The following is a 19,138-nucleotide window of genomic DNA, read 5'->3' on the forward strand; positions in this document are numbered from 1 at the left end:
GCTCACGTCTCCTGTCTGGAGAAACCAGCTGTCTCAAAGGAATGCTTGACCAAGTCGAAGCGACTTTCTGGTTTGGCAAATAACATTTGAACGGTATTACATTGACGTTCTTCAAACGCAGCCTCACAGTAGCTAAAATAGTAATTCCACATCCGAATAAATGACTCAGAATACCCTAGATCTCGAACCTGGTCTAAATGATTATTAAACTGTTGCTGCCAGCATCGTAATGTTTGCGCGTAATGTGGAGCAATATCTTCCAATTGCAACAAACGCATATCAGTCACTTTAGTAGTGGATTGCAGCATTGCCGAAACTGATGGGAGGCAACCGCCTGGAAAAATGTACTTGCGAATAAAATCAACATTTCTCAAATACTCCTTGAAACGCTGATCTTTGATCACAATACTCTGCAGCAACATCAATCCATCATCTCGAAGCAAGTTACTGCACTTTCGGAAAAACGTATCAAAATATTGATGGCCAACAGCTTCAATCATTTCTATTGAAACTAATTTATCAAATTTCCCTTGTAAGTCGCGATAATCACGCAGCAAAACCGAGACCTGATCTGTAAGTCCTGCATTTTTTACTCGTTCGACTGCCAAATCATATTGTTCGCGTGAAATGGTCGTCGTTGTGACTCGGCAACCATAATTCTCTGCAGCATAGATCGCGAGGCCTCCCCAACCTGTGCCGATTTCAACCAGATGGTCATCAGGTTGCAAATTCAAATTTCGACAAGCACGTGTCATTTTTGCAATCGAAGCATCCTGCATGGTATCTTCAGGATATTCAAATACTCCACTTGAATAGTTCATCGTCTCATCAAGAAACAATCGATAAAAATCATTTCCTAAATCGTAATGTTCGCGAATGTTACGAGTCGCCCCAAATCGAGTATTTTTTTTTAACCAGTGTCCTGTTCTTGCCGTCATCTGTCGAAACCAGGCAAGGCCTCCATCAAACCGATCTGTTACCTCCGAATTTCGAATAAAAATACGAATGAGCGCCGTCAAATCATTGCAAGTCCAGTCACCATCGATCAACGCCTGCGCAATTCCGAGCCCGCCTCCTGAAACAGCACGTCGGTAGAAGCGCGGGTTATGAATTGTAACCTCAACTCGCAAGCTTGCGTTTTGCTCACCAAAGCAGAGTTGCTCTTGCCGATCATTGAGAATGACATGTCCCTGAATCAACCGCTTCAATCGCTTGATCAAAAAACTACGAGAAATAGAATTAGTTATTCCAAGTTGTGTGGAAGAATCTAGCTTTCGATTGTCAATCGTGTTGTTAAGTGCTGTCATGATTTTGCGGAATTCGTGCTTTGTTCTGTAGATTTCGAATGTTTTGGATGTGGATAAAACGGCACTCTTTTGATCCACAAACGTAAAGCTTGCCAGTAAATTGCGACAAATACATAATAAGTCATCAATGGAAAACGAAGCAGTGATCGCATCAAACTTGCTGATGTAATTTCACGTCGCTGAAGCTGCATCGTTACGTCAAATTTCTTTTGTTTCAATTGGTGATTTTCAATATTGATCATCAAAGTATCTTGAGGCTCAGACAACCGCCAGTAATATTGCATGTCCATCGGCATAAATGGTGAGACATGAAACTCCTTTTCAATTGGTTTCCTGTTACTTCCCTTAGTGAATTGAGCCGCATCTAAAACATAACAATGTTGTTCTCCCCAAGGTGTATTATTGACTTCAGCCACAACATTTTGAAGATGTTCAGAATTGCGGTCAAAACAAAAGTAAAAAGATACCGGATTCATCACAAAGCCAAAATATCGCAAATGAGTTAGTAACCGAATCGGTCCTTCTGGTTTGGGATAGCCGTTTTGAACTACAATTTCTCGCACAGATTCAGAGAGTGATTTTTGCGGATCGCCTAAGTGATCCTTTCGATAGAATCGAGCGAGAGCCGTTCTGTTCACTGACCATAACAAACGACCTCGAAAAACGTTGTCGAGTTCATCAAGATCCAGATACATCAAAAATATTCGATTTAGAAAGCTGTGTTCAACTGGTGCGAATCGCCGGTGTCGGACCCAACCTTCGTAGATGCCGCTTTCCATGTTTCTCTTGTTCCGTTTAACGCATCACAAACAGTCAATGCACTATTCACACCATCTTCGTGAAAACCATTCCCCCAATAAGCACCACAAAATGATGTACGCCGCTGATTGATGACTTCTGAATGACGTCGTTGTGCAGCAGCACGTCCGACACTAAAAATAGGATGTTCATAGTTGATCCTACGAATGACTTTATTCGGATCCACACGATCCTCACCATTGAGAGTCACGCTAAAAGTGTTACTGGAATTCAGATTTTGCAATAAATTCATATTGTATGTCACGGTCGCTTTCTCATTGCTACCAGGTGGTGCAAAATAATTCCAACATGCCCACGCTCTCCGATTCCGCGGCAAGACTGATATATCAGTATGTAATTGAGCTACGTTTTTTTCGTAGGGAAATGCCGAAAGTAATTCACGTTCAACAGGTGCTGCATTTTCACCTAGTATATTCAAGGCTTGATCACTATGACACGCAAAAATGACATGATCAAATCGTTCAGGTGAACCGCCGCGTGGACAGATTTCAACAAAATCTTCGTTTCGAATCACTGAAATAACCGGAGAATTTGTACGAATCGAGGATGCAAACCGTGTTATCATTGCTTCAACGTAACATTTCGAACCGCCACGAATGACTCTCCACTGAGGTAAATCCCTGATCGCCAAAATACCGTGATTTTGATAAAACTCGACAATAAAACGGATGGGAAATTTTTCAAAAACTCCGAGTGGACAAGACCAGATAGCCGAACCCATGGGTAGAAAATATTGTTCCAGAAACTCTTTCGAGTAACGTTCACGTGTAAGATATTCGCCTACAGTTTGAGATTCCTCTTTCGATGCTAAAATAGAAAGAGATTGTTTGTTGAAGCGTAGAATATCTTTTAAAAGTCGATAAAAACGGAAGCTTAGCAAATTTCGTCTTTGGGCGAACAAGCCATTTAAATCAGCCCCCCGATATTCCAGTCCCGTTCGAGCACACTTCATACTGAAACTCATTGAAGTGGGTTGCGATGCGATATCTAGATCATTCAATATTCGTGTAAAGTTTGGGTATGTATTGTAATTAAAAACAATGAATCCTGTATCAATGGCATGACGCTCACCATCAAGTTCTACATCAATTGTATTTGTATGACCGCCAATATAACTATTCGCTTCAAACAATGTCAGTTCATGATGCTGATATAAGCCATAGGCGGAAGTTAGCCCCGAAATACCACCGCCAATGATCGCAATTTTCAAATTTCCACCTCATTTTTTTGATCAGTGGCTTGGCAAGCACTATTTTCATTGTTGCATCGCCCAGTCATACTTAATCTTTTTTTCGCAAAGATACGATAGATAAAATCCAGGGATTGAGAAATCACAGGCAATCTGGTCGGTAATACAAGGTACCGAAAACCAACTGAAGTATAGAGCCGGCGAAACACTTCAACTCCTGTAATCCATCTTCCATCAGGTAACCGTGCATGCATCTCACTCATCAGTTGATCATAAGACTTTCCTAAAGAATGAACATCAAGACTCGAATCAGATATATCGGTAAAGAGAATTTTGTTTTGTTTGTCCAGGCGATGAATCATATTTATTTCACGTCGGCATAAAGGGCATGCACCATCATAAAATGCTTCGATCTCAAATTGATGATTCATAGTGATCCAGCCTATCATGACTCATAGAAGTTTTAATAACGAAAAAACTAAAAACCTGCTAATTCACGTAACATGTCGTACTTTGCATCTTCAACCATCGAACGTAGTTTAGCAACAGCACGTTGCTCAAGTTGCCTGACTCGCTCTTTAGAAATCCCAAGTTCATCGGCAAGTTTCTGAAATGTCTTAATACTGCGAAAATTTCCAAGTGCAAAACGTCCTTGAACGATGAACTGCTCACGTTGATCTAATTTATCAATTGTTTTTGTCAGCACACTAGATATTTCTTCCCAAGGTTGCTCACCCATCATGGAGCGTTTTGAATCTCTTGTCTCCTCTAGCACACGATCATGAGGTGCCTGGGTGAATCGCGTCGTTTCTTTTTTGCGATCGGCAATCTTCCGATATGCATAGTTTGAAATAGCCCGATATGCATACGTACTAAAACGAAAACCACGATCATAATCAAACTTGTCAACAGCTTTCATCAATGTCCAGATGCCATCACTCAGTAAATCTTCAAAAGTAATATAGGGGGTAACACACTTTTTGATGATTGATACAACAAGTCGCATATTAGAGCGAAAAATATAATTACGAATATTCTCTGACTCATGCATTGCCAAATCAATGGCATTAATTTTTTCCAGATCCGGGAAATCAGGATCAAGCTGTGACCGAAGAGAATTAGCTTTGAATTTGAGAAAGTTCATTCGTCGAAAAAGTGCTCGTTCCTCATCAACTGAAAGGACTTCAGCCTCACAGAGACGTGCTAAATGCGGCGACAGATTTTGAGACTGTTTGTCTTGCATCGAAAAATTGGACGCAGCTGATTTTGGAAAGTTTAGACCTTTTAGAGTTTCCAATTCGAAATCTGGGCTGTTAAATGACCGATTGGAAACAAAATCAATCTCGACGTCTAATAATTTTAAAACACGTTCTTTTAAATTATCTTTAGTGGAATTCATGTTTTGCCCACCAGAAACAACTGAACACAATACCATATCACTATCCCCTAGATTAAATTCGTTCAAAACGTTCAATTGAATTTATAACCGAGGATCGGTTGATTTCAACTGGAAAATCATTCAAAACCGAAAAATAGTTGATAAATTTAGGTTTTTTAAATTTATATATCAAATAAACAAACTGGCTAATTAGAAAAACCATACTACAATTTATGAAGATGTTAGTAATTGAGCAACAAACAAATACATCCATAACGTTCACAAAAGCAACCTAAAAGAGATTATGATATGAGTGAATTCCTGACCCCAAAACAAGTTGCGCGTGCGATTCAAGTGAGTGAATCCTCCGTTAAACGATGGTGCGATAAGGGCACGATTTCCACTCATTACACAGCTGGCGGACACCGTCGTATTTTGCTTTCCGTGCTAATCGACTTTTTAAGATCGAGTAAATATGAGCTGATTCGTCCAGAAGTCCTCGGTTTACCGGCAACAACAGGTCAGACAGTTCGTGTAATTGACCGAGCTGCGTCACAAATCACCGATGCACTGTTGAATGGCGATGAAGAACAATGCCGCCAAATTGTGTTTGATCTGTATCTTGCAGAACACAGTATGAGTTCTATCTGCGACTTAGTATTCGTGAAAGCATTTGAAACAATCGGTGACCGATGGAAATGCGGCGATGCTGAGATCTACCAAGAACGCCTTGCTTGTGAAATTACTGTGCGTGTGTTTCACGAATTACGCATGCTACTCCCACCACCACCACCAGAAGCTCCAATCGCAATTGGCGGTACTGTTGAAGGTGATTTATATTCTCTTGCTACAACAATGGTTGAACTGGTTCTTCGCGATAACAAATGGAATGCAGTCTCCCTTGGCTCCAACCTGCCATTTAAGACACTCGCTGCGGCCATTAAACAACAGAGACCCCGGTTGATCTGGCTCAGTGTCAGCCACTTGAAAGATGAAGCGAATTTTATCCGTGGTTACACAGAGCTCTATGATGAATTTGGACTGGACGTTGCCTTCGTAGTCGGTGGCCGTGCTTTGAATGAGAAAATTCGACATCAAATTAAATATGCTGCCTTCTGCGATAATATGCAACATTTAGAAGGATTTGGGCAGACACTACTCAACGCCACCGAAAAATCAACAAAGTAGTAACTTAACATCATGCGCTGTCAATGATGTTCAATCAGAATCCGACTAACGATACCTCTATAATTAAGAATCCCCATCTGTTACGGGAATATATTTGTTATACAGCTCTGCATAATCTTCGCGAACTGGGGTAAATACATCCAGAACAACAGCTGGCCCATCGATGGCGATGACTTTGTGTGGCGTATTTGGAGGGATAATAAACATCGCGCCAGCCTCGACAATCCGTATCTCGTCTCCCATAGTAAATTCTAATTTGCCTTTCAATAACATCCCTCCCTGCTCATGGGGATGATCGTGCAAAGGCACAACTGCCCCCTCATCCATTTCCAGATAAGACAACATCAAATTTTCACCATAGGGAGTACGCATTTTACAGCCGGGAAGAACTTCTAACGGTTTTACTGTATTGATGTCAATAAACGGCATATCTATCAAGTTCCTTAGTAAAAGAGACAGGCGATTCAAAGAATGATTATATCACTTCCAAGGTAAAGAAACCGTTAAAAAATTGATAGCTCCCTGAACCTGTAGACTCAAAAACCTGTCCGATACTTAAGAACTTCGATTTGGTAGAAATGAAACTGGTAAAAGCCAATTGCGTTGACCACAATATGATAAATCATTTATTACCCCAGAACTTCTAGAGGACAGATTCAATAATGTATGTGCCATCTGCTTTCAGCATTACAGATTTGAATGAACTTCATAATTTTATAGAACAACACAGTTTTGCGACTCTGATTTCCCAAAAGGATAATGAACCATTTGCCAGCCATTTACCTGTTTTACTTGATCGCAATCAGGGCAAACAGGGTAGATTAATTGGTCATTTTGCAAAAGCGAATCCACATGCCGAGATGAAACAGCACCAGAGTGTGCTCACCATTTTCCATGGTCCCCACGCTTATATCTCACCAACCTGGTACGAAGACCCAGATACGGTTCCCACTTGGAATTATCTCGCCGTACATGTTTATGGACGCTATTCCCAAATTGAAGATCCAAAAGAATTGAAGGGCATTCTTGAGCAATATGTTGACTTTTTTGAAGCCTCTCAACCTGCTCAATGGTCGATACAAAATGTAGACTCTACGCTCATCAACAAGCTACTGAAAGGGATCTTCGGATTTACAATTGAGATCGACCGCATTGAAGGCAAATTCAAACTCAACCAGAACCACTCTGTTGAACGACAAAAAAAAGTCATCAATCATTTAAAGAAACAACGTGGCGACAACCCTCAAGCCATCGCCTCGCTGATGCTTGCACAATTATCTGATTAACGTGCGTATTCAATTGTACGCGATTCTCGCATGACTGTCACACGAACTTCACCTGGATACGTTAATGTCTCCTCGATCGCCTTTGCGATGTCTTTACACATTTTTGCTGCTTCACGATCATTCACCTGATCTGAATCTACGATTACACGTACTTCTCGACCCGCTTGAATGGCATAGGTATGGTCGACGCCTGGAAATCCACAAACGAGTGTTTCCAACTCTTCCAAACGCCGAACGTATTTCTCAAGTGTATCTCGACGTGCTCCCGGACGTGAAGCAGAACACGCATCAGCGGCGGCTACTAAAACGGTATAGATATAATCAGGGCGGATATCATCATGGTGCCCCGCCGCCGCATGTACAACTTCCTGCGACTCTCCATATCGTTTCAACAACTGGGCACCGACAGCAGGATGCCCCCCTTCCATCTCATGGTCTGCTGCTTTTCCAACATCATGAAACAGTCCACACCGACGAGCAATCGTACCATCCAGACCAAGTTGTTCTGCCATAATACCAGTTAACGCAGAAACCTCGATTGAATGCCTTAACACATTTTGACTATAACTTGTACGAAAATGGAGTCTCCCCAACAAGTCGATCAACTTGGGATTCACCCCTGAGATATTCACTTCCTGACAGGCATTCTGTCCCATTGTCTGAATATACTCTTCAAGCTCTTTCTGAGTTTCCTCTACAACTTCTTCGATACGAGCAGGATGAATTCGGCCGTCGTTGACTAATTTCTGAAGAGACATTTTACCAATCTGACGCCGCACATTATCAAATGCAGACACCACAACGACCCCCGGAGTATCGTCTACAATCACATCAACGCCAGTCGCTTTTTCAAAAGCGCGAATATTGCGACCCTCGCGACCGATAATCCGACCTTTCATTTCTTCTTCTGGCAATTCTACAGTGGAAACTGTTGTTTCTGCTACATGACCAGAGGCAAACCGCTGAACGGCCATCCCAATCGTCTCACGCGCAATTTTATCACACGTCTGTTTTAATTCAGCTTGATGCTTGAGAATGAGTGCCCCGGTTTCATTCTTCAAATCTCCATCCAAACGATCCAATAACATTTTGGAAGCAGTCTCGCGATCAAGTCCACTAATTTTAAACAGTTCTTCTTGCTGGCTTTTAAGGGCGCGCTCGAGTTCCTGTTCTCTGGCTTCAACCACCTTGGATCGGGATGCAAGTTTAGATTGAGTTGCCTGAATCATGCCTTCCTTTTTGAGGAAATCTGCTTGCTGATCCTCTAAAGTGGCTTCTCGTTTACTAAGTTTCTTTTCAATTGACCATAGCTCTTCTCGTTGTTTGTTAACATCTTCTTCAAGAGCTTCTCGACGTTGCAACAACTCTTCTTTGGCTTCCAGCTTTTGGCTCTTGAGCAAATTTTCTGAATCGATTTCTGCTTGTTTCAGAATCTGTGCATACGATTGGTAAGCGGATCCGCGGCGAATTCGATCAAAAAAATAACCAATGATAGCCCCGACGATAAACGCCAGGCCAGCCCCAATAGCAACTTCAGTAAACATATTCCAGGTGCTTCCTATGCGCCTATGGTGAAAGTCCCTTTCCTGTTATCCGCCATATGGCCTTAGCAAACAACAGAGACAAAATTGAACTCATCTCGATTTGAACTCCAAAAGGAGAATAAACAGATCAGCACAAATCATGTTGTCAGGAATTTCTTTAGGATGACAGGAGCGCCAGAGAGTTTTGAAATTAAATATGCCTGATTAAAGAAATGAATTCAATGACATGATTTAATTTTTTGCAGCCCAGGATAACACTTATACAACAAACAGATAGTCCGTATTTTGATCTAGTTATCGACGTTTAAAACGACATTCGTCAGATCGTACCTTTACTGGCACACGAGACCGCTGCTCAATTCCCAAACCAGACAAAAAACGACGCATGATCTCATTTTTCTGTTTCAGTTGAGTCATAAACTCAACATCCCAAAAGTGACTTCTCTTAAAAGAAGACGACTCTCGTGAACGAATCAGCGTCGGCAATACTCTCACCAATTTAGTAAGAAGAACATAAATTGCTAAAATTGTCTCATTGAGAATACCAAACATTGTTGATTTTCCAATTCCACTGAACCTGGGACTACTTTTAAAAACTCTTTAATTACAGTGATTTATTCAACACACATTGAGTCAAAAAATGTCGCTGTAACAATGCTCCCTAACAAACTAAGAAATGCCGAAAGGAAACCTAAAAAATAAAAAACGATGAAACTATTATGAAAAGTGAACTCCCACACATCCAGTAAAAATCAAAAATACTCTTCTGCTAATTTGAAGAGCATAAGATCTTCAATAGAAGGTATTAAAATCCTCAAACTGAAATGTAGGTGAAACTTCTCTTAAATTTCCATTATTTATGGTAACAAGACAAATCTAGTTTCGATAGTATATAGTTACAAATATTGGCTGAAACTCAAATCTCACTCTCTGAAGCTATTACTATAACTTCTAGATCTCTCCCCGCTTTTCAGAATTCAATCTCTCGATGAATCAGTTTGTTCAAGCAGTAAAACAGGGGTTACTTGAATGTGAAGGGCGGATTGCATCAGAATCCCTGAAAGATATTAACGCAAGTCCACCTACTTCTATTTTAGAAAAACGCATTCTGATTGCTGTCTCAGGAGGAGCAGACAGTGTTGCTTTAATGCGAGCATTACATCAATTAAGCAATTCATCCTACCCTGCTTGGTTAACCGTGGCGCATTTTAATCATGGCTTGCGAGGAAATTGTTCCGACACTGATGCGAAATGGCTCAAAACTGAATGTGAGCGGTTGACAATCCCTTTTGTTTATGAAAAGCAGGAACTAAGCCGTCTTCAACAAGAATCGAGTGAAGGTTTAGAAGAACTCTGCAGAAAGGTGCGGTACGACTTTTTAGTCCGCATGGCCCAGGAAAATCAGTGCACACGAATAGCCATTGCGCATACATGCGACGATCAAGCTGAGACTGTCTTGCACCATATTATCAGAGGTACTGCAATCTCCGGTCTCAAAGGAATCCCTCGTATCCGTCATTTGCAGGAGGGAATCTTTTTAATCCGTCCCGTACTCGAAATCAGCCGCGAAGAAATACTCCACTATTTAAAATCATGCTCTCAAGAATTTCGACAAGATGAAACTAACTCTGATGTCAAATTCACTCGAAACCGCATCCGACACGAATTATTACCTTTCTTAAAAAAGGAACTGAATTCAAACGTAATTCAAGCATTAAACCGGCTCTCGCATCAGGCCGATGAAGTGAGCGCGCTTATTGATGAACAAGCGGAGCAGATCTTGACTGCCGCAACCTTAGACAAAAATCAGGAAACATGGCGATTAGATTGCGATGTTTTTAAAAATACTCCAGACTATATCATTCGACAATGTTTTCTAAAAATATGGCAAAGAATGGATTGGCCACGAAAACGAATGGGCTTTGACCACTGGCAAAGATTGTTAAAACTCTCCAGGTCGGATCAGAGATTAAATCTGCCGGACGGAATCAATGCTGAGCGCCGTGAACGACTACTTATTTTACGCAGGTTGAAAGCCCACACTTTATAGTAAGCTTCGGGAATCTGATAAACATTCGCATTCCAGCATATGTATTGTGGAAAAATTGTTTCAGGTTGGTTAGAATCTGGCGTTGCTGATAAAAAATGCAACGCCGCTTCGTCACGATTTGAGAATCAAGATGAAGTATGTTTCGTGTTATTGTCGTGTGATCAAGACCATTCGAAGCACCCATTCCTGATCAGCTTCCGATCTTAATCGCTTCTGAATTACTACTTCTTGTAAAACACATTGCACCCGTTTCTCGCCCTGTTCAATCAAAGAAGTTGCAACTATGAATAACAATAAACCACTGTTTATTGCGAGTTTTATGACACTCATTGCCGCCGGCGTGGGTTTCGCAATCCGAGGAGGTATCCTGGCGGACTGGGGTGCCCAATACGGTTTTACCAAACTGGAACTGGGAACAATTACTGGAGGCGGCCTTGTTGGTTTCGGAATTGTGATTTTATTAGCCAGCCTCATTACCGACAATGTTGGTTACAAACCAATCTTGCTGTTGGCTTTTATATTACACGTACTTTCTGCATTAGTGACTTTTGCGGCAACTCCGATTTTCGAATCCGTAGGTAAGGATGGAACTTACTGGTGTCTCTACGTTGGTATGTTTATGTTTGCCGTTGCGAATGGTCTCTGTGAAGCGGTAATTAATCCACTCGTTGCCACTCTCTACCCTAAACAGAAAACCCACTACCTGAATATTTTACATGCAGGCTGGCCTGGCGGATTGATTATTGGTGGAATCATCGCTGCAATATATGGTAATTTAAAAGGAACGATTCCCGGGCTCCGCTGGGAAATACCTATGGCGGTCTTTTTGATTCCGACTCTGATTTATGGATTCATTGTCATTAAAGAAAAGTTCCCACTTTCGGAGGCTAAATCTGCCGGCGTAAGCTATGGACAGATGCTGATGACATTTGCCAGTCCATTACTTATATTCTTACTCTTCTTACATGCTTGTGTGGGATACGTAGAGCTAGGAACTGATAGCTGGATTGCGAGTATTACAGATTCTATTCTGACTGGTCAGGGACTGATTCTATTCGTTTATGCATCCCTGATCATGTTTGTCCTGCGATTCTTTGCTGGTCCGATTGTAGAAAGAATTAACCCGCTGGGTCTGCTCTGTGTGAGTGCATGCTTTGGCGCTGTTGGCTTATACATGATTGGCTCTTTTGAAGCTGCTTATATGATCTGGATCGCGGTCACCGTGTATGGTCTAGGAAAAACTTTTCTCTGGCCAACCATGCTTGGTGTCGTTGGCGAACGTTTCCCTCAAGGGGGCGCGATTACTATGGGAGCGATGGGCGGTATTGGAATGCTTTCCGCCGGTCTCTTGGGTGGTCCTGGAATTGGTTATAATCAAGACTATTACGCTACCAAAGATCTGGAAAAACTCTCACCTCAAGCATATGAACGGTATTCCGTCGCAGAGAAAAGTGGCTTCTTGTTTTTGCCCAAGATTAAAGGGCTCGATGGAGCCAAAGTTAGTGTTCTTAACAACGATGGTAAAGATTTGGAAGAAACCGTCACACAACTAAAAAAAGAAGGTAAACCGGATAAAAATATTACCGCACTTAATGAATGGTGGCAGGGTGCAAAGAAATATGCTTCTGAAGATAAGGGGCCTGTAGATGAAGCCGGGATCTATGGTGGTCGGATGGCTTTGAAGTGTACGGCGTTAGTGCCCCTGATCATGGCCATTGGTTACTTTATTCTCGTCTTATACTTCCGCTCCAAGGGTGGATATCAGGTTGAGGTTCTCCACGGCGAAGAACCCATCGGTGAGCACTATACTGGCGGCATTGAAGGCCCCATCGAATAACGGCAGATACGCTTAATCTGTAGATCACTTTTGACGACCATCTGAATTCAGGTGGTCGTTTTTTCTTCAAATCAATACAGCGGAATCACTTAGAAATGAGAGTCCATTTCTCTTCGTAGAGGCTTGCACCAGACAAAGCTCGAAATTGATGGAAAGGACCGGCTCGAAAAGATGCAAAACGGCATTCATTAACGTCAATGGGTTGACTTTTTGAGCAATAGCTGGATAACAGAACTATATTATCCCAAAGATTTTACAACTATATACTCGTCGATACTTCGTCTAAAGCGACAGGTTTTACTAAATGCACGATTCGTTCCCGGAGACTCCTACTTTTGTAACCCATCTTGAATGTGGTATGGAACACGACCACTATGCAGCCGATCAATTGCACGGTCTTTCACAGGCAGGAAAACCACTACTGGTTAAATACGATTTAAACCAAATTGCAGAGTCAGTCTCTCAATCGGACCTGGCAAGCCGCCAAGCAAATCTCTGGCGTTACCGAGAATTCCTGCCGGTTCGTAAATCAGAAAATATTGTCAGTTTGGGAGAAATTCAAACTCCGTTGATCCCTGCGCCGAATTTGCGGGGAGGTAAAGGTTCCATCTGGATCAAAGATGAGGGACGGCTCCCCACCGGTTCGTTTAAAGCACGCGGACTTTGTATGGCAGTCTCAATGGCGAAAGAACTTGGCGTTACAAAAGTAGCCATGCCCACAAATGGTAATGCCGGCTCAGCACTAGCTGCCTACGGAACACGTGCCGGTATGAAGTCTTATATATTCTGCCCAGAAGATACCCCCGAAATCAATGTGCGTGAGATTGCCGCGCAAGGTGCACAGGTCTGGCGGGTCAACGGATTGATCAATGACTGTGGCAAGATCGTTGCACAGGGAAAAGAATCTGTAGGCTGGTTTGATTTCTCAACACTCAAAGAACCCTATCGTATTGAAGGTAAAAAAACGATGGGCCTGGAACTGGCAGACCAGATGGGATGGCAGGTTCCCGATGTCATTTTTTATCCCACCGGCGGCGGAACCGGTCTGATTGGTATGTGGAAAGCCTTTAACGAACTCAAAGAAATCGGCTGGCTGACAGGAAAACTGCCTCGCATGGTCGCCGTTCAGGCTACTGGATGCGCTCCAATGGTAAAAGCATATGACGAAGGTAAAGAACACGCCGATCTCTGGGAAAATGCACATACTGTAGCAGCAGGTATTCGTGTACCTGTTGCCGTTGGTGATTTTCTAATCTTGCGGGCAGTCCGGGAAAGCCAAGGGTTCGCGACTGCCGTGGATGATGCGCAAATAACCGCAGCATTAGACGAAGTCTCCCGTCAGGAAGGCTTCCTGATGTGCCCGGAAGGGGCCGCAACTTATGCAGCATATAAGCAGGAACTCGCATCAGGACGTATCAGCCCCGATGAAAGCGCTGTCTTATTTAATTGTGCGTCTGGTTTGAAATACGAACTCCCCCCCGCTGATCAGTCTATCGATATCACTCAGCCGATTGACTTCTCTCTTTTTATCTGAAATGTATAATCTTATTGAAATACCAGAGTGGAAAGCGTTGAGATGAACGATGTTCTAGTAACTGAGAATATTCAAGGGGTGGCCATGAATCGCCTCATAAAGGATCTTGACGTCGAATTCGATGAATACCTCTGGCAAAATAGAGATTTACTCAAACAGAAAATCCAAGAAACCCAAGCTTTAATCGTAAGAAATCAGACACAAGTCAACCAGGAGCTGATTGATGCTGCTCCTCATTTGAAAATCGTTGCACGAGCAGGCGCTGGTCTCGATAATGTTGATACAAAGTATGCACACGAAAAAGGGATCGTGGTCTGTTTCACTCCTGATGCAAATTCTCTCTCGGTAGCAGAGCTAGCAATTGGCTTGATGCTTTCCTTGTTACGAAAGATCCCTGAAGCACGACAGGACACTCTGACAGGAGGCTGGAATCGACTCAAGTTTACCGGTTCTGAACTTTATGGTAAGACATTCGGCCTGATTGGGATGGGTCGCATTGGAACTTTAACAGCGACTCGCGCTCACGCATTCGGAATGAAAATTATTGCGGCGGATCCCTATCTTTCTGCAGATGCACCGCAACTCGAACAATTAAACGGACAACTTGTGCCTTTGGATGAACTGCTTTCCCAGGCAGATGTCGTCTCCTGTCATAGTCCTTTGACACCGAATACCAGAAAAATGTTGACTTATCAGCATTTTTGCAAAATGAAACCAGACGCATTTTTTATCAACACCTCACGTGGAGAAGTAGTCGACGAACACGGCCTGACGCAAGCACTTCTGGAACATAAACTGGCCGGTGCGGCGCTGGATGTCAGAGAAACCGAGCCTCCCCTGCAAAGTCCTTTAAACCAGATGGAAAACGTTATCTTAACTCCCCATATCGCCGCCTTTACTCTTGAAGCACAAAACCGCGTGGTTGAGTCTGTTTGTAAAGATGTGCGTTTAGTGCTGAGCGGACAAAAAGCGATCAATGTTTTTGAACCTTAATCTGAGAGAATCAGCTTGATGCAGAACGAACTGAAAGAAGACAAATGGTATCATGGTATTTCTCGTTACCAATGGCTCGTGCTGACGATCGCTTCTCTTGGTTGGGTTTTTGATGTCTTCGAAGGACAAATCTTCGTCGCCAGCATGAACGAAGCCATGCCCTCTCTCATTAAAACAGAACCATTAGATGAAGTAGCCCAAAAGGATCCCATTGCTGTTGAGGAACATCAAAAAGAGATTAAAGGTCGACTGGCTCTTTACAATAATGTCGCCTTAGGCGCTTTTTTGATTGGAGGCGCTTTGGGAGGCATCGCATTTGGTGCTTTAAGCGACCGGATTGGTCGCAAAAAGACAATGTCACTGACAATCTTATTCTACTCATTATTTACATGTCTCTCTGCGTTTTCCCAAGAATGGTGGCAGCTCGCTGGTTTTCGTTTTCTGGTCGCGTTAGGAGTAGGAGGCGAATGGGCAGTTGCCAGTACATTAGTTGCAGAATCGTTTCCCCCTAAAGCGCGCGCACGGGTTGGCAGTATCTTTCATGCATCAAGTGTTCTTGGAACATACCTCGCGATTCTGGCTGGTGCGTTTATCATTGGGAACGAAAGTATTCTCGAGTATGCCAAGGAAGCAGGTTATCCCAGTCTTCCTTGGCGAATCGGATTTGCATTAGGAGTTGTGCCTTCATTTTTGATCATCTGGATTCGGCGATCCTTGAAAGAACCGGATTCCTGGAAACATGCACAGGAAACTGCAAAACAAGATACCAGCCAATCGATGGGCAGCATTAGTAATCTGTTTTTACCGCAATTTATAAAGAGCACATGCATTGGAGTCCTCTTAGCAGCGATCGGACTGGCAACATTCTGGGGGGTGCACATCTATGGCAAAAATGTTTTTTTGAACTCGGTCAAAAAAGACTATGTCATTGAACACTTTGAGGGGCAAATAGATGTACCGAAAGAACAAAAAGACGAATATTTTCAAACTATCAAAGCGACTTTAAAAAAGTGGGAGATGCTGGGCATGTTTCTGGCAACAACCGGTGGAGGATTGGGGCTCTTAGCATTTGGGCCGCTTTGTGAATGGTTTGGAAGGCGGGGGGCGTTTTTTCTATTTCACGTTGGTGGGCTGATCAGCACGGTGTTGCTTTTTCAAGTCTTCAATAATACCGTTGTCATCGGCTGTTTTCTACCTGTATTTGGCTTTCTGACTTTAGGTATGCATGCTGGTTATGCAATTTACTTCCCGGAACTTTATCCCACACGTCTCAGAGGAACAGGAACAGGATTCTGCTTCAATGCAGGACGCATTCTTGCGGCTCCCATCTTGTTTATTAGTGGTTGGATGCAAAAAGACTGGGGATATACCCTGGCACAAACTGCAACAATCCTTAGTATGCTCTATATTATTGGAGCTATCCTGCCCTTCTTTGCCAAAGAAACCAAAGGTAGTGCATTGATGGAATAACAACTCCCTCCTGCTGCGTTCACTTTCGCTTAACCGGGTAATGCATCCCTGCATCACTCATTATGACTTGTATACGATAATGATGTTTTCTGATCCACAATTGTGGTTAATAGTTCTTTCAATTGTTTTCATTGCGGCTTTGATTCAGGGTATCATCGGGTTTGGATATGCGATTGTCGCGATGGCTACTCTGCCGTTAGTGATTAATTTTCGCGAGGCAAACTTACTGGTCGCCTTCAGTATTGTATTGCCTGTCATCTGGATTTTCTGGAATTATCGTCGGCACTCTAATGCCCGGATTCTGGCAGGCGCGATTATTGGTTCGCTGATCGGCTTACCATTGGGTATGCTTGTCTTCACACTCGTTAAAATTGATCTTCTGGTGCGGGGCACCGGTCTGGTGATTCTGTTAATTACAATTGACGGATTTTTCAAACGAACACCCGCTGTTATGGAAGGACAGCAAAACCCAACATCTCTCTGGGGTACTTTTGCCGGTTTTTGTAGTGGATTCCTTGCGGGTACAACAAGTATTGCGGGGCCTCCGATCGTGATCTATGCAATTCGTCAACCCTGGACTCAAGATCAATATAAGGGGTTCATTTTCGGTTTTTTTATTTTGATCTCCATCTCTCGAGTCATTGGACTATCATTAATGGGATGGGCAACTTCAGAAGTGTTGCTAACCACCTGCATCCTTATTCCAGTTGTCATTTTGGGTATGAAACTGGGGACGCTTTTGGGACCACAAATTAATCCGGTGTTATTCAAACGATGTCTACTATCACTGCTGGGCGTTTTCTCGCTATATATGCTCATTATGGGCAGTTCGCCTCGTGCTGACTCCACTGAATTAAAAGTCGATCTTTCCAAACGCCCCTTCCTGAAAAAGCAAATAGACGATTAAGAATCAAACGAGTTCCTGTTCCGAATCCATTCAAGAACCTGTTGTTGTTCCCAGAGAAGATTGTTATCAATTTCGACCTGCTGTTCAATCATTTCAAGTTCATTAATCGTATCGACATCGGTCAAGAGGGGAAGTTTATGGATCTTCCCGCGTCTTTGAATCTGCTCAAGCAACTTTTCGGTAGTATTTGAAGCGCTATAGGGAATATTGAGCCATTCTTTCTGAGTCAGACTGACCTGGCTACCAAACAAATAAAAACCACCATCAATGGCTGGTCCAATTACGAATTGAGGCTGATCAGTTTTTTTTGAGAGGAGTTCAATGGCTTCTAACAGATAACTAACTGGAAGTTGAGGACTGTCCGCGCCAAGAAAGATAATATAATCGTGCGCATCGAACAGGCACTGATCAATGTGCGCCAGACGCATCCCTAAATCACCTGTTCCTTGAAAAACAGTGGAAAACTGTTTCCAGATCGGACTCGACAGCGCCGGTTCCTCAGCAACTGCCCAATAAGGAACAACAGGTTCTCGTTCTGAAACATATCGAACCACTGCCTCCACCGCTTTAGCTGAAAGTGTATGGAATTGTTCTGCCTGAGTTTGCCCGATGGATTGAGCCAATCTGGTTTTTAAAGGCGAAAAACCAGGAGTTTTTACGAAGATGGCGATTGCGCCTTGCCTTGCTACCATGAACCAATACGTTCTTTTAACAAAAGAATAAATTGTGGAATGGCCTGATTTACCGTAAGTACAAGATGCGTGGCAGTGATTTTCAACCAACCTTGTTGCTGATATTTTCTGGAACTGGTTTCAATCGTTGCTCCAGTGCATTTTAAACGAATTCTATTTCGTCGCGCTTTCCAGACCAAAAGATGGTCTTCTCCATAAGAGACCGATTCATCGTAACCACCAAGTTCAAAAAACAGATCACGTTTCAGACAAAGCCCCTGATCTCCAAATGGAATCCCCAAATAATGTGAACGAAAAAAAACCCCCCATCTGTTGAGTTGCATTAGAAAATGGCTCTGGTCATGAAATTTTAAATTAAAATAATGCAAAGCATCAGGGCTCGACTTCAAAGACTGTATCAAAAATCGAACTGCTGGTTCATTCAACCGCGAATCCGAATGCAAAAATAAAAGATAAGGACAATGCGATTCAGATGCCCCTCGGTTCATTTGAACTGCTCTGCCAGTCGAAGAACGATCCCAATGACTTCGACCACTAATCGCGAACTGATGTACCAGTTTTTCAAACTCAGTCGGTTGGTTACCATTACCGATAAATAAAAATTCAGTCGAGTCCGGAAAAAAAGGTAAATCCTTGATTAATGCTTTCCAATGATCTTCACCATCCAGAACAGGAATCACTACGGAAAGCTGAGGCTCTGAAACCATCTCGTGACTTGAACTCATTTTTTTCGGGTCGAACTTGTAAAATGTGATTTGATTCACAGTTTTTTTGTCCATAATAATGGATACTATAAATATCACAAAGTCGCTATCTCTCTGGAACAACAATATTTCTCGACTTCTTTGACATGATTATACTAACATGTCATTTAGATCTAGATCGTAATCAAGGTTCTTCCGGGAATTCAACAGACTGATATTGGAATTGAAAGGAACTCAGAC

The 19,138-nt window shown here is 42.7% G+C and carries 17 protein-coding genes; 8 read left to right on the plus strand and 9 right to left on the minus strand.

All coding sequences use genetic code 11. From position 1 onward, the window contains the following. Window positions 1-2: 2 nt before the first annotated feature. Genes V144x_RS19090 through V144x_RS19110 form a run of 5 tightly spaced genes read right to left on the minus strand, consistent with a single transcriptional unit; the run spans window position 3 to window position 4,714 of the window. A complete protein-coding gene (locus tag V144x_RS19090; protein ID WP_144987132.1) occupies window positions 3-1,307 on the minus strand; it encodes an SAM-dependent methyltransferase in 1,305 nt (434 codons plus the stop codon). Continuing rightward, a complete protein-coding gene (locus V144x_RS19095; RefSeq protein ID WP_144987134.1) occupies window positions 1,304-2,086 on the minus strand; it encodes a DUF1365 domain-containing protein in 783 nt (260 codons plus the stop codon). Before V144x_RS19095 ends, V144x_RS19090 begins: the two co-directional genes overlap by 4 nt. Next, window positions 2,017-3,336 (minus strand): NAD(P)/FAD-dependent oxidoreductase, encoded by a 1,320-nt coding sequence (locus V144x_RS19100; RefSeq protein WP_144987136.1) that lies wholly within the window; start codon window positions 3,334-3,336, stop codon window positions 2,017-2,019. The genes V144x_RS19095 and V144x_RS19100 overlap by 70 nt, the downstream gene beginning before the upstream one ends. After that, window positions 3,333-3,746: a thiol-disulfide oxidoreductase DCC family protein gene (locus V144x_RS19105; RefSeq protein WP_144987138.1), complete on the minus strand. Its 414-nt coding sequence runs from the start codon at window positions 3,744-3,746 to the stop codon at window positions 3,333-3,335. Before V144x_RS19105 ends, V144x_RS19100 begins: the two co-directional genes overlap by 4 nt. Window positions 3,747-3,793: 47 nt before the next feature. Continuing rightward, on the minus strand, window positions 3,794-4,714 hold the full coding sequence (locus tag V144x_RS19110; protein WP_197998519.1) for a sigma-70 family RNA polymerase sigma factor: 921 nt from the start codon (window positions 4,712-4,714) through the stop codon (window positions 3,794-3,796). 288 nt (window positions 4,715-5,002) lie between these two features. On the opposite strand from V144x_RS19110, the gene V144x_RS19115 reads away from it, so the two are divergent. After that, window positions 5,003-5,881: a MerR family transcriptional regulator gene (locus tag V144x_RS19115; RefSeq protein ID WP_144987142.1), complete on the plus strand. Its 879-nt coding sequence runs from the start codon at window positions 5,003-5,005 to the stop codon at window positions 5,879-5,881. 63 nt (window positions 5,882-5,944) lie between these two features. On the opposite strand, the gene V144x_RS19120 is transcribed toward V144x_RS19115, so the two are convergent. After that, complete coding sequence (locus V144x_RS19120) at window positions 5,945-6,310, minus strand: cupin domain-containing protein (RefSeq protein ID WP_144987144.1); 366 nt, start codon at window positions 6,308-6,310, stop codon at window positions 5,945-5,947. Window positions 6,311-6,543: 233 nt separating this feature from the next. Here V144x_RS19120 and V144x_RS19125 point away from each other — a divergent pair, with 233 nt between their 5' ends. Beyond that, on the plus strand, window positions 6,544-7,167 hold the full coding sequence (locus V144x_RS19125; protein ID WP_144987146.1) for an FMN-binding negative transcriptional regulator: 624 nt from the start codon (window positions 6,544-6,546) through the stop codon (window positions 7,165-7,167). On the opposite strand, the gene rny is transcribed toward V144x_RS19125, so the two are convergent. Beyond that, window positions 7,164-8,711 carry a ribonuclease Y gene (gene rny / locus V144x_RS19130; RefSeq protein WP_144987148.1) on the minus strand — a complete coding sequence of 516 codons (1,548 nt, stop codon included), beginning with the start codon at window positions 8,709-8,711 and terminating at the stop codon, window positions 7,164-7,166. The genes V144x_RS19125 and rny overlap by 4 nt on opposite strands. 988 nt (window positions 8,712-9,699) lie before the next feature. Here rny and tilS point away from each other — a divergent pair. The 6 genes from tilS (at window position 9,700) to V144x_RS19160 (ending at window position 17,502) form a co-directional block, all read left to right on the plus strand. Beyond that, window positions 9,700-10,761, plus strand: a complete 1,062-nt coding sequence (gene tilS, locus V144x_RS19135) for a tRNA lysidine(34) synthetase TilS (protein WP_144987149.1) — start codon at window positions 9,700-9,702, stop codon at window positions 10,759-10,761. A 283-nt stretch (window positions 10,762-11,044) separates the two neighbouring features. Further along, the gene (locus V144x_RS19140; RefSeq protein ID WP_144987151.1) at window positions 11,045-12,598 is read left to right on the plus strand and encodes an MFS transporter; all 1,554 of its coding nucleotides are present in this window, start codon (window positions 11,045-11,047) and stop codon (window positions 12,596-12,598) included. A 304-nt stretch (window positions 12,599-12,902) separates the two neighbouring features. Next, entirely contained in the window at window positions 12,903-14,132 is a 1,230-nt protein-coding gene (locus V144x_RS19145; RefSeq protein ID WP_144987153.1) for a threonine synthase, read from the plus strand. A 42-nt stretch (window positions 14,133-14,174) separates the two neighbouring features. Continuing rightward, the gene (locus tag V144x_RS19150; RefSeq protein WP_144987155.1) at window positions 14,175-15,125 is read left to right on the plus strand and encodes a hydroxyacid dehydrogenase; all 951 of its coding nucleotides are present in this window, start codon (window positions 14,175-14,177) and stop codon (window positions 15,123-15,125) included. An 18-nt stretch (window positions 15,126-15,143) separates the two neighbouring features. Next, window positions 15,144-16,595, plus strand: a complete 1,452-nt coding sequence (locus V144x_RS19155; RefSeq protein ID WP_144987157.1) for an MFS transporter — start codon at window positions 15,144-15,146, stop codon at window positions 16,593-16,595. Window positions 16,596-16,674: 79 nt separating this feature from the next. Next, the gene (locus tag V144x_RS19160) at window positions 16,675-17,502 is read left to right on the plus strand and encodes a sulfite exporter TauE/SafE family protein (RefSeq protein ID WP_197998521.1); all 828 of its coding nucleotides are present in this window, start codon (window positions 16,675-16,677) and stop codon (window positions 17,500-17,502) included. On the opposite strand, the gene V144x_RS19165 is transcribed toward V144x_RS19160, so the two are convergent. Both V144x_RS19165 and V144x_RS19170 read right to left on the minus strand, forming a co-directional pair. Next, complete coding sequence (locus V144x_RS19165) at window positions 17,499-18,194, minus strand: TIGR04282 family arsenosugar biosynthesis glycosyltransferase (protein WP_144987161.1); 696 nt, start codon at window positions 18,192-18,194, stop codon at window positions 17,499-17,501. The genes V144x_RS19160 and V144x_RS19165 overlap by 4 nt on opposite strands. Beyond that, window positions 18,188-18,973 (minus strand): TIGR04283 family arsenosugar biosynthesis glycosyltransferase, encoded by a 786-nt coding sequence (locus V144x_RS19170; protein ID WP_144987163.1) that lies wholly within the window; start codon window positions 18,971-18,973, stop codon window positions 18,188-18,190. The genes V144x_RS19165 and V144x_RS19170 overlap by 7 nt, the downstream gene beginning before the upstream one ends. Window positions 18,974-19,138 lie beyond the last annotated feature (165 nt).

The sequence above is a fragment of the Gimesia aquarii genome (assembly GCF_007748195.1).
GTDB lineage: Bacteria > Planctomycetota > Planctomycetia > Planctomycetales > Planctomycetaceae > Gimesia > Gimesia aquarii.

Bases quoted from the DNA above. Each gene is read 5' to 3' on its own strand.
- V144x_RS19090 (WP_144987132.1), bottom strand. From the start codon at position 1,307: ATGACAGCACTTAACAACACGATTGACAATCGAAAGCTAGATTCTTCC.
- V144x_RS19095 (WP_144987134.1), bottom strand. From the start codon at position 2,086: ATGGAAAGCGGCATCTACGAAGGTTGGGTCCGACACCGGCGATTCGCA.
- V144x_RS19105 (WP_144987138.1), bottom strand. From the start codon at position 3,746: ATGAATCATCAATTTGAGATCGAAGCATTTTATGATGGTGCATGCCCT.
- V144x_RS19110 (WP_197998519.1), bottom strand. From the start codon at position 4,714: ATGAATTCCACTAAAGATAATTTAAAAGAACGTGTTTTAAAATTATTA.
- V144x_RS19115 (WP_144987142.1), top strand. From the start codon at position 5,003: ATGAGTGAATTCCTGACCCCAAAACAAGTTGCGCGTGCGATTCAAGTG.
- V144x_RS19120 (WP_144987144.1), bottom strand. From the start codon at position 6,310: ATGCCGTTTATTGACATCAATACAGTAAAACCGTTAGAAGTTCTTCCC.
- V144x_RS19125 (WP_144987146.1), top strand. From the start codon at position 6,544: ATGTATGTGCCATCTGCTTTCAGCATTACAGATTTGAATGAACTTCAT.
- rny (WP_144987148.1), bottom strand. From the start codon at position 8,711: ATGTTTACTGAAGTTGCTATTGGGGCTGGCCTGGCGTTTATCGTCGGG.
- tilS (WP_144987149.1), top strand. From the start codon at position 9,700: ATGAATCAGTTTGTTCAAGCAGTAAAACAGGGGTTACTTGAATGTGAA.
- V144x_RS19140 (WP_144987151.1), top strand. From the start codon at position 11,045: ATGAATAACAATAAACCACTGTTTATTGCGAGTTTTATGACACTCATT.
- V144x_RS19145 (WP_144987153.1), top strand. From the start codon at position 12,903: ATGCACGATTCGTTCCCGGAGACTCCTACTTTTGTAACCCATCTTGAA.
- V144x_RS19150 (WP_144987155.1), top strand. From the start codon at position 14,175: ATGAACGATGTTCTAGTAACTGAGAATATTCAAGGGGTGGCCATGAAT.
- V144x_RS19155 (WP_144987157.1), top strand. From the start codon at position 15,144: ATGCAGAACGAACTGAAAGAAGACAAATGGTATCATGGTATTTCTCGT.
- V144x_RS19160 (WP_197998521.1), top strand. From the start codon at position 16,675: ATGATGTTTTCTGATCCACAATTGTGGTTAATAGTTCTTTCAATTGTT.
- V144x_RS19165 (WP_144987161.1), bottom strand. From the start codon at position 18,194: ATGGTAGCAAGGCAAGGCGCAATCGCCATCTTCGTAAAAACTCCTGGT.
- V144x_RS19170 (WP_144987163.1), bottom strand. From the start codon at position 18,973: ATGGACAAAAAAACTGTGAATCAAATCACATTTTACAAGTTCGACCCG.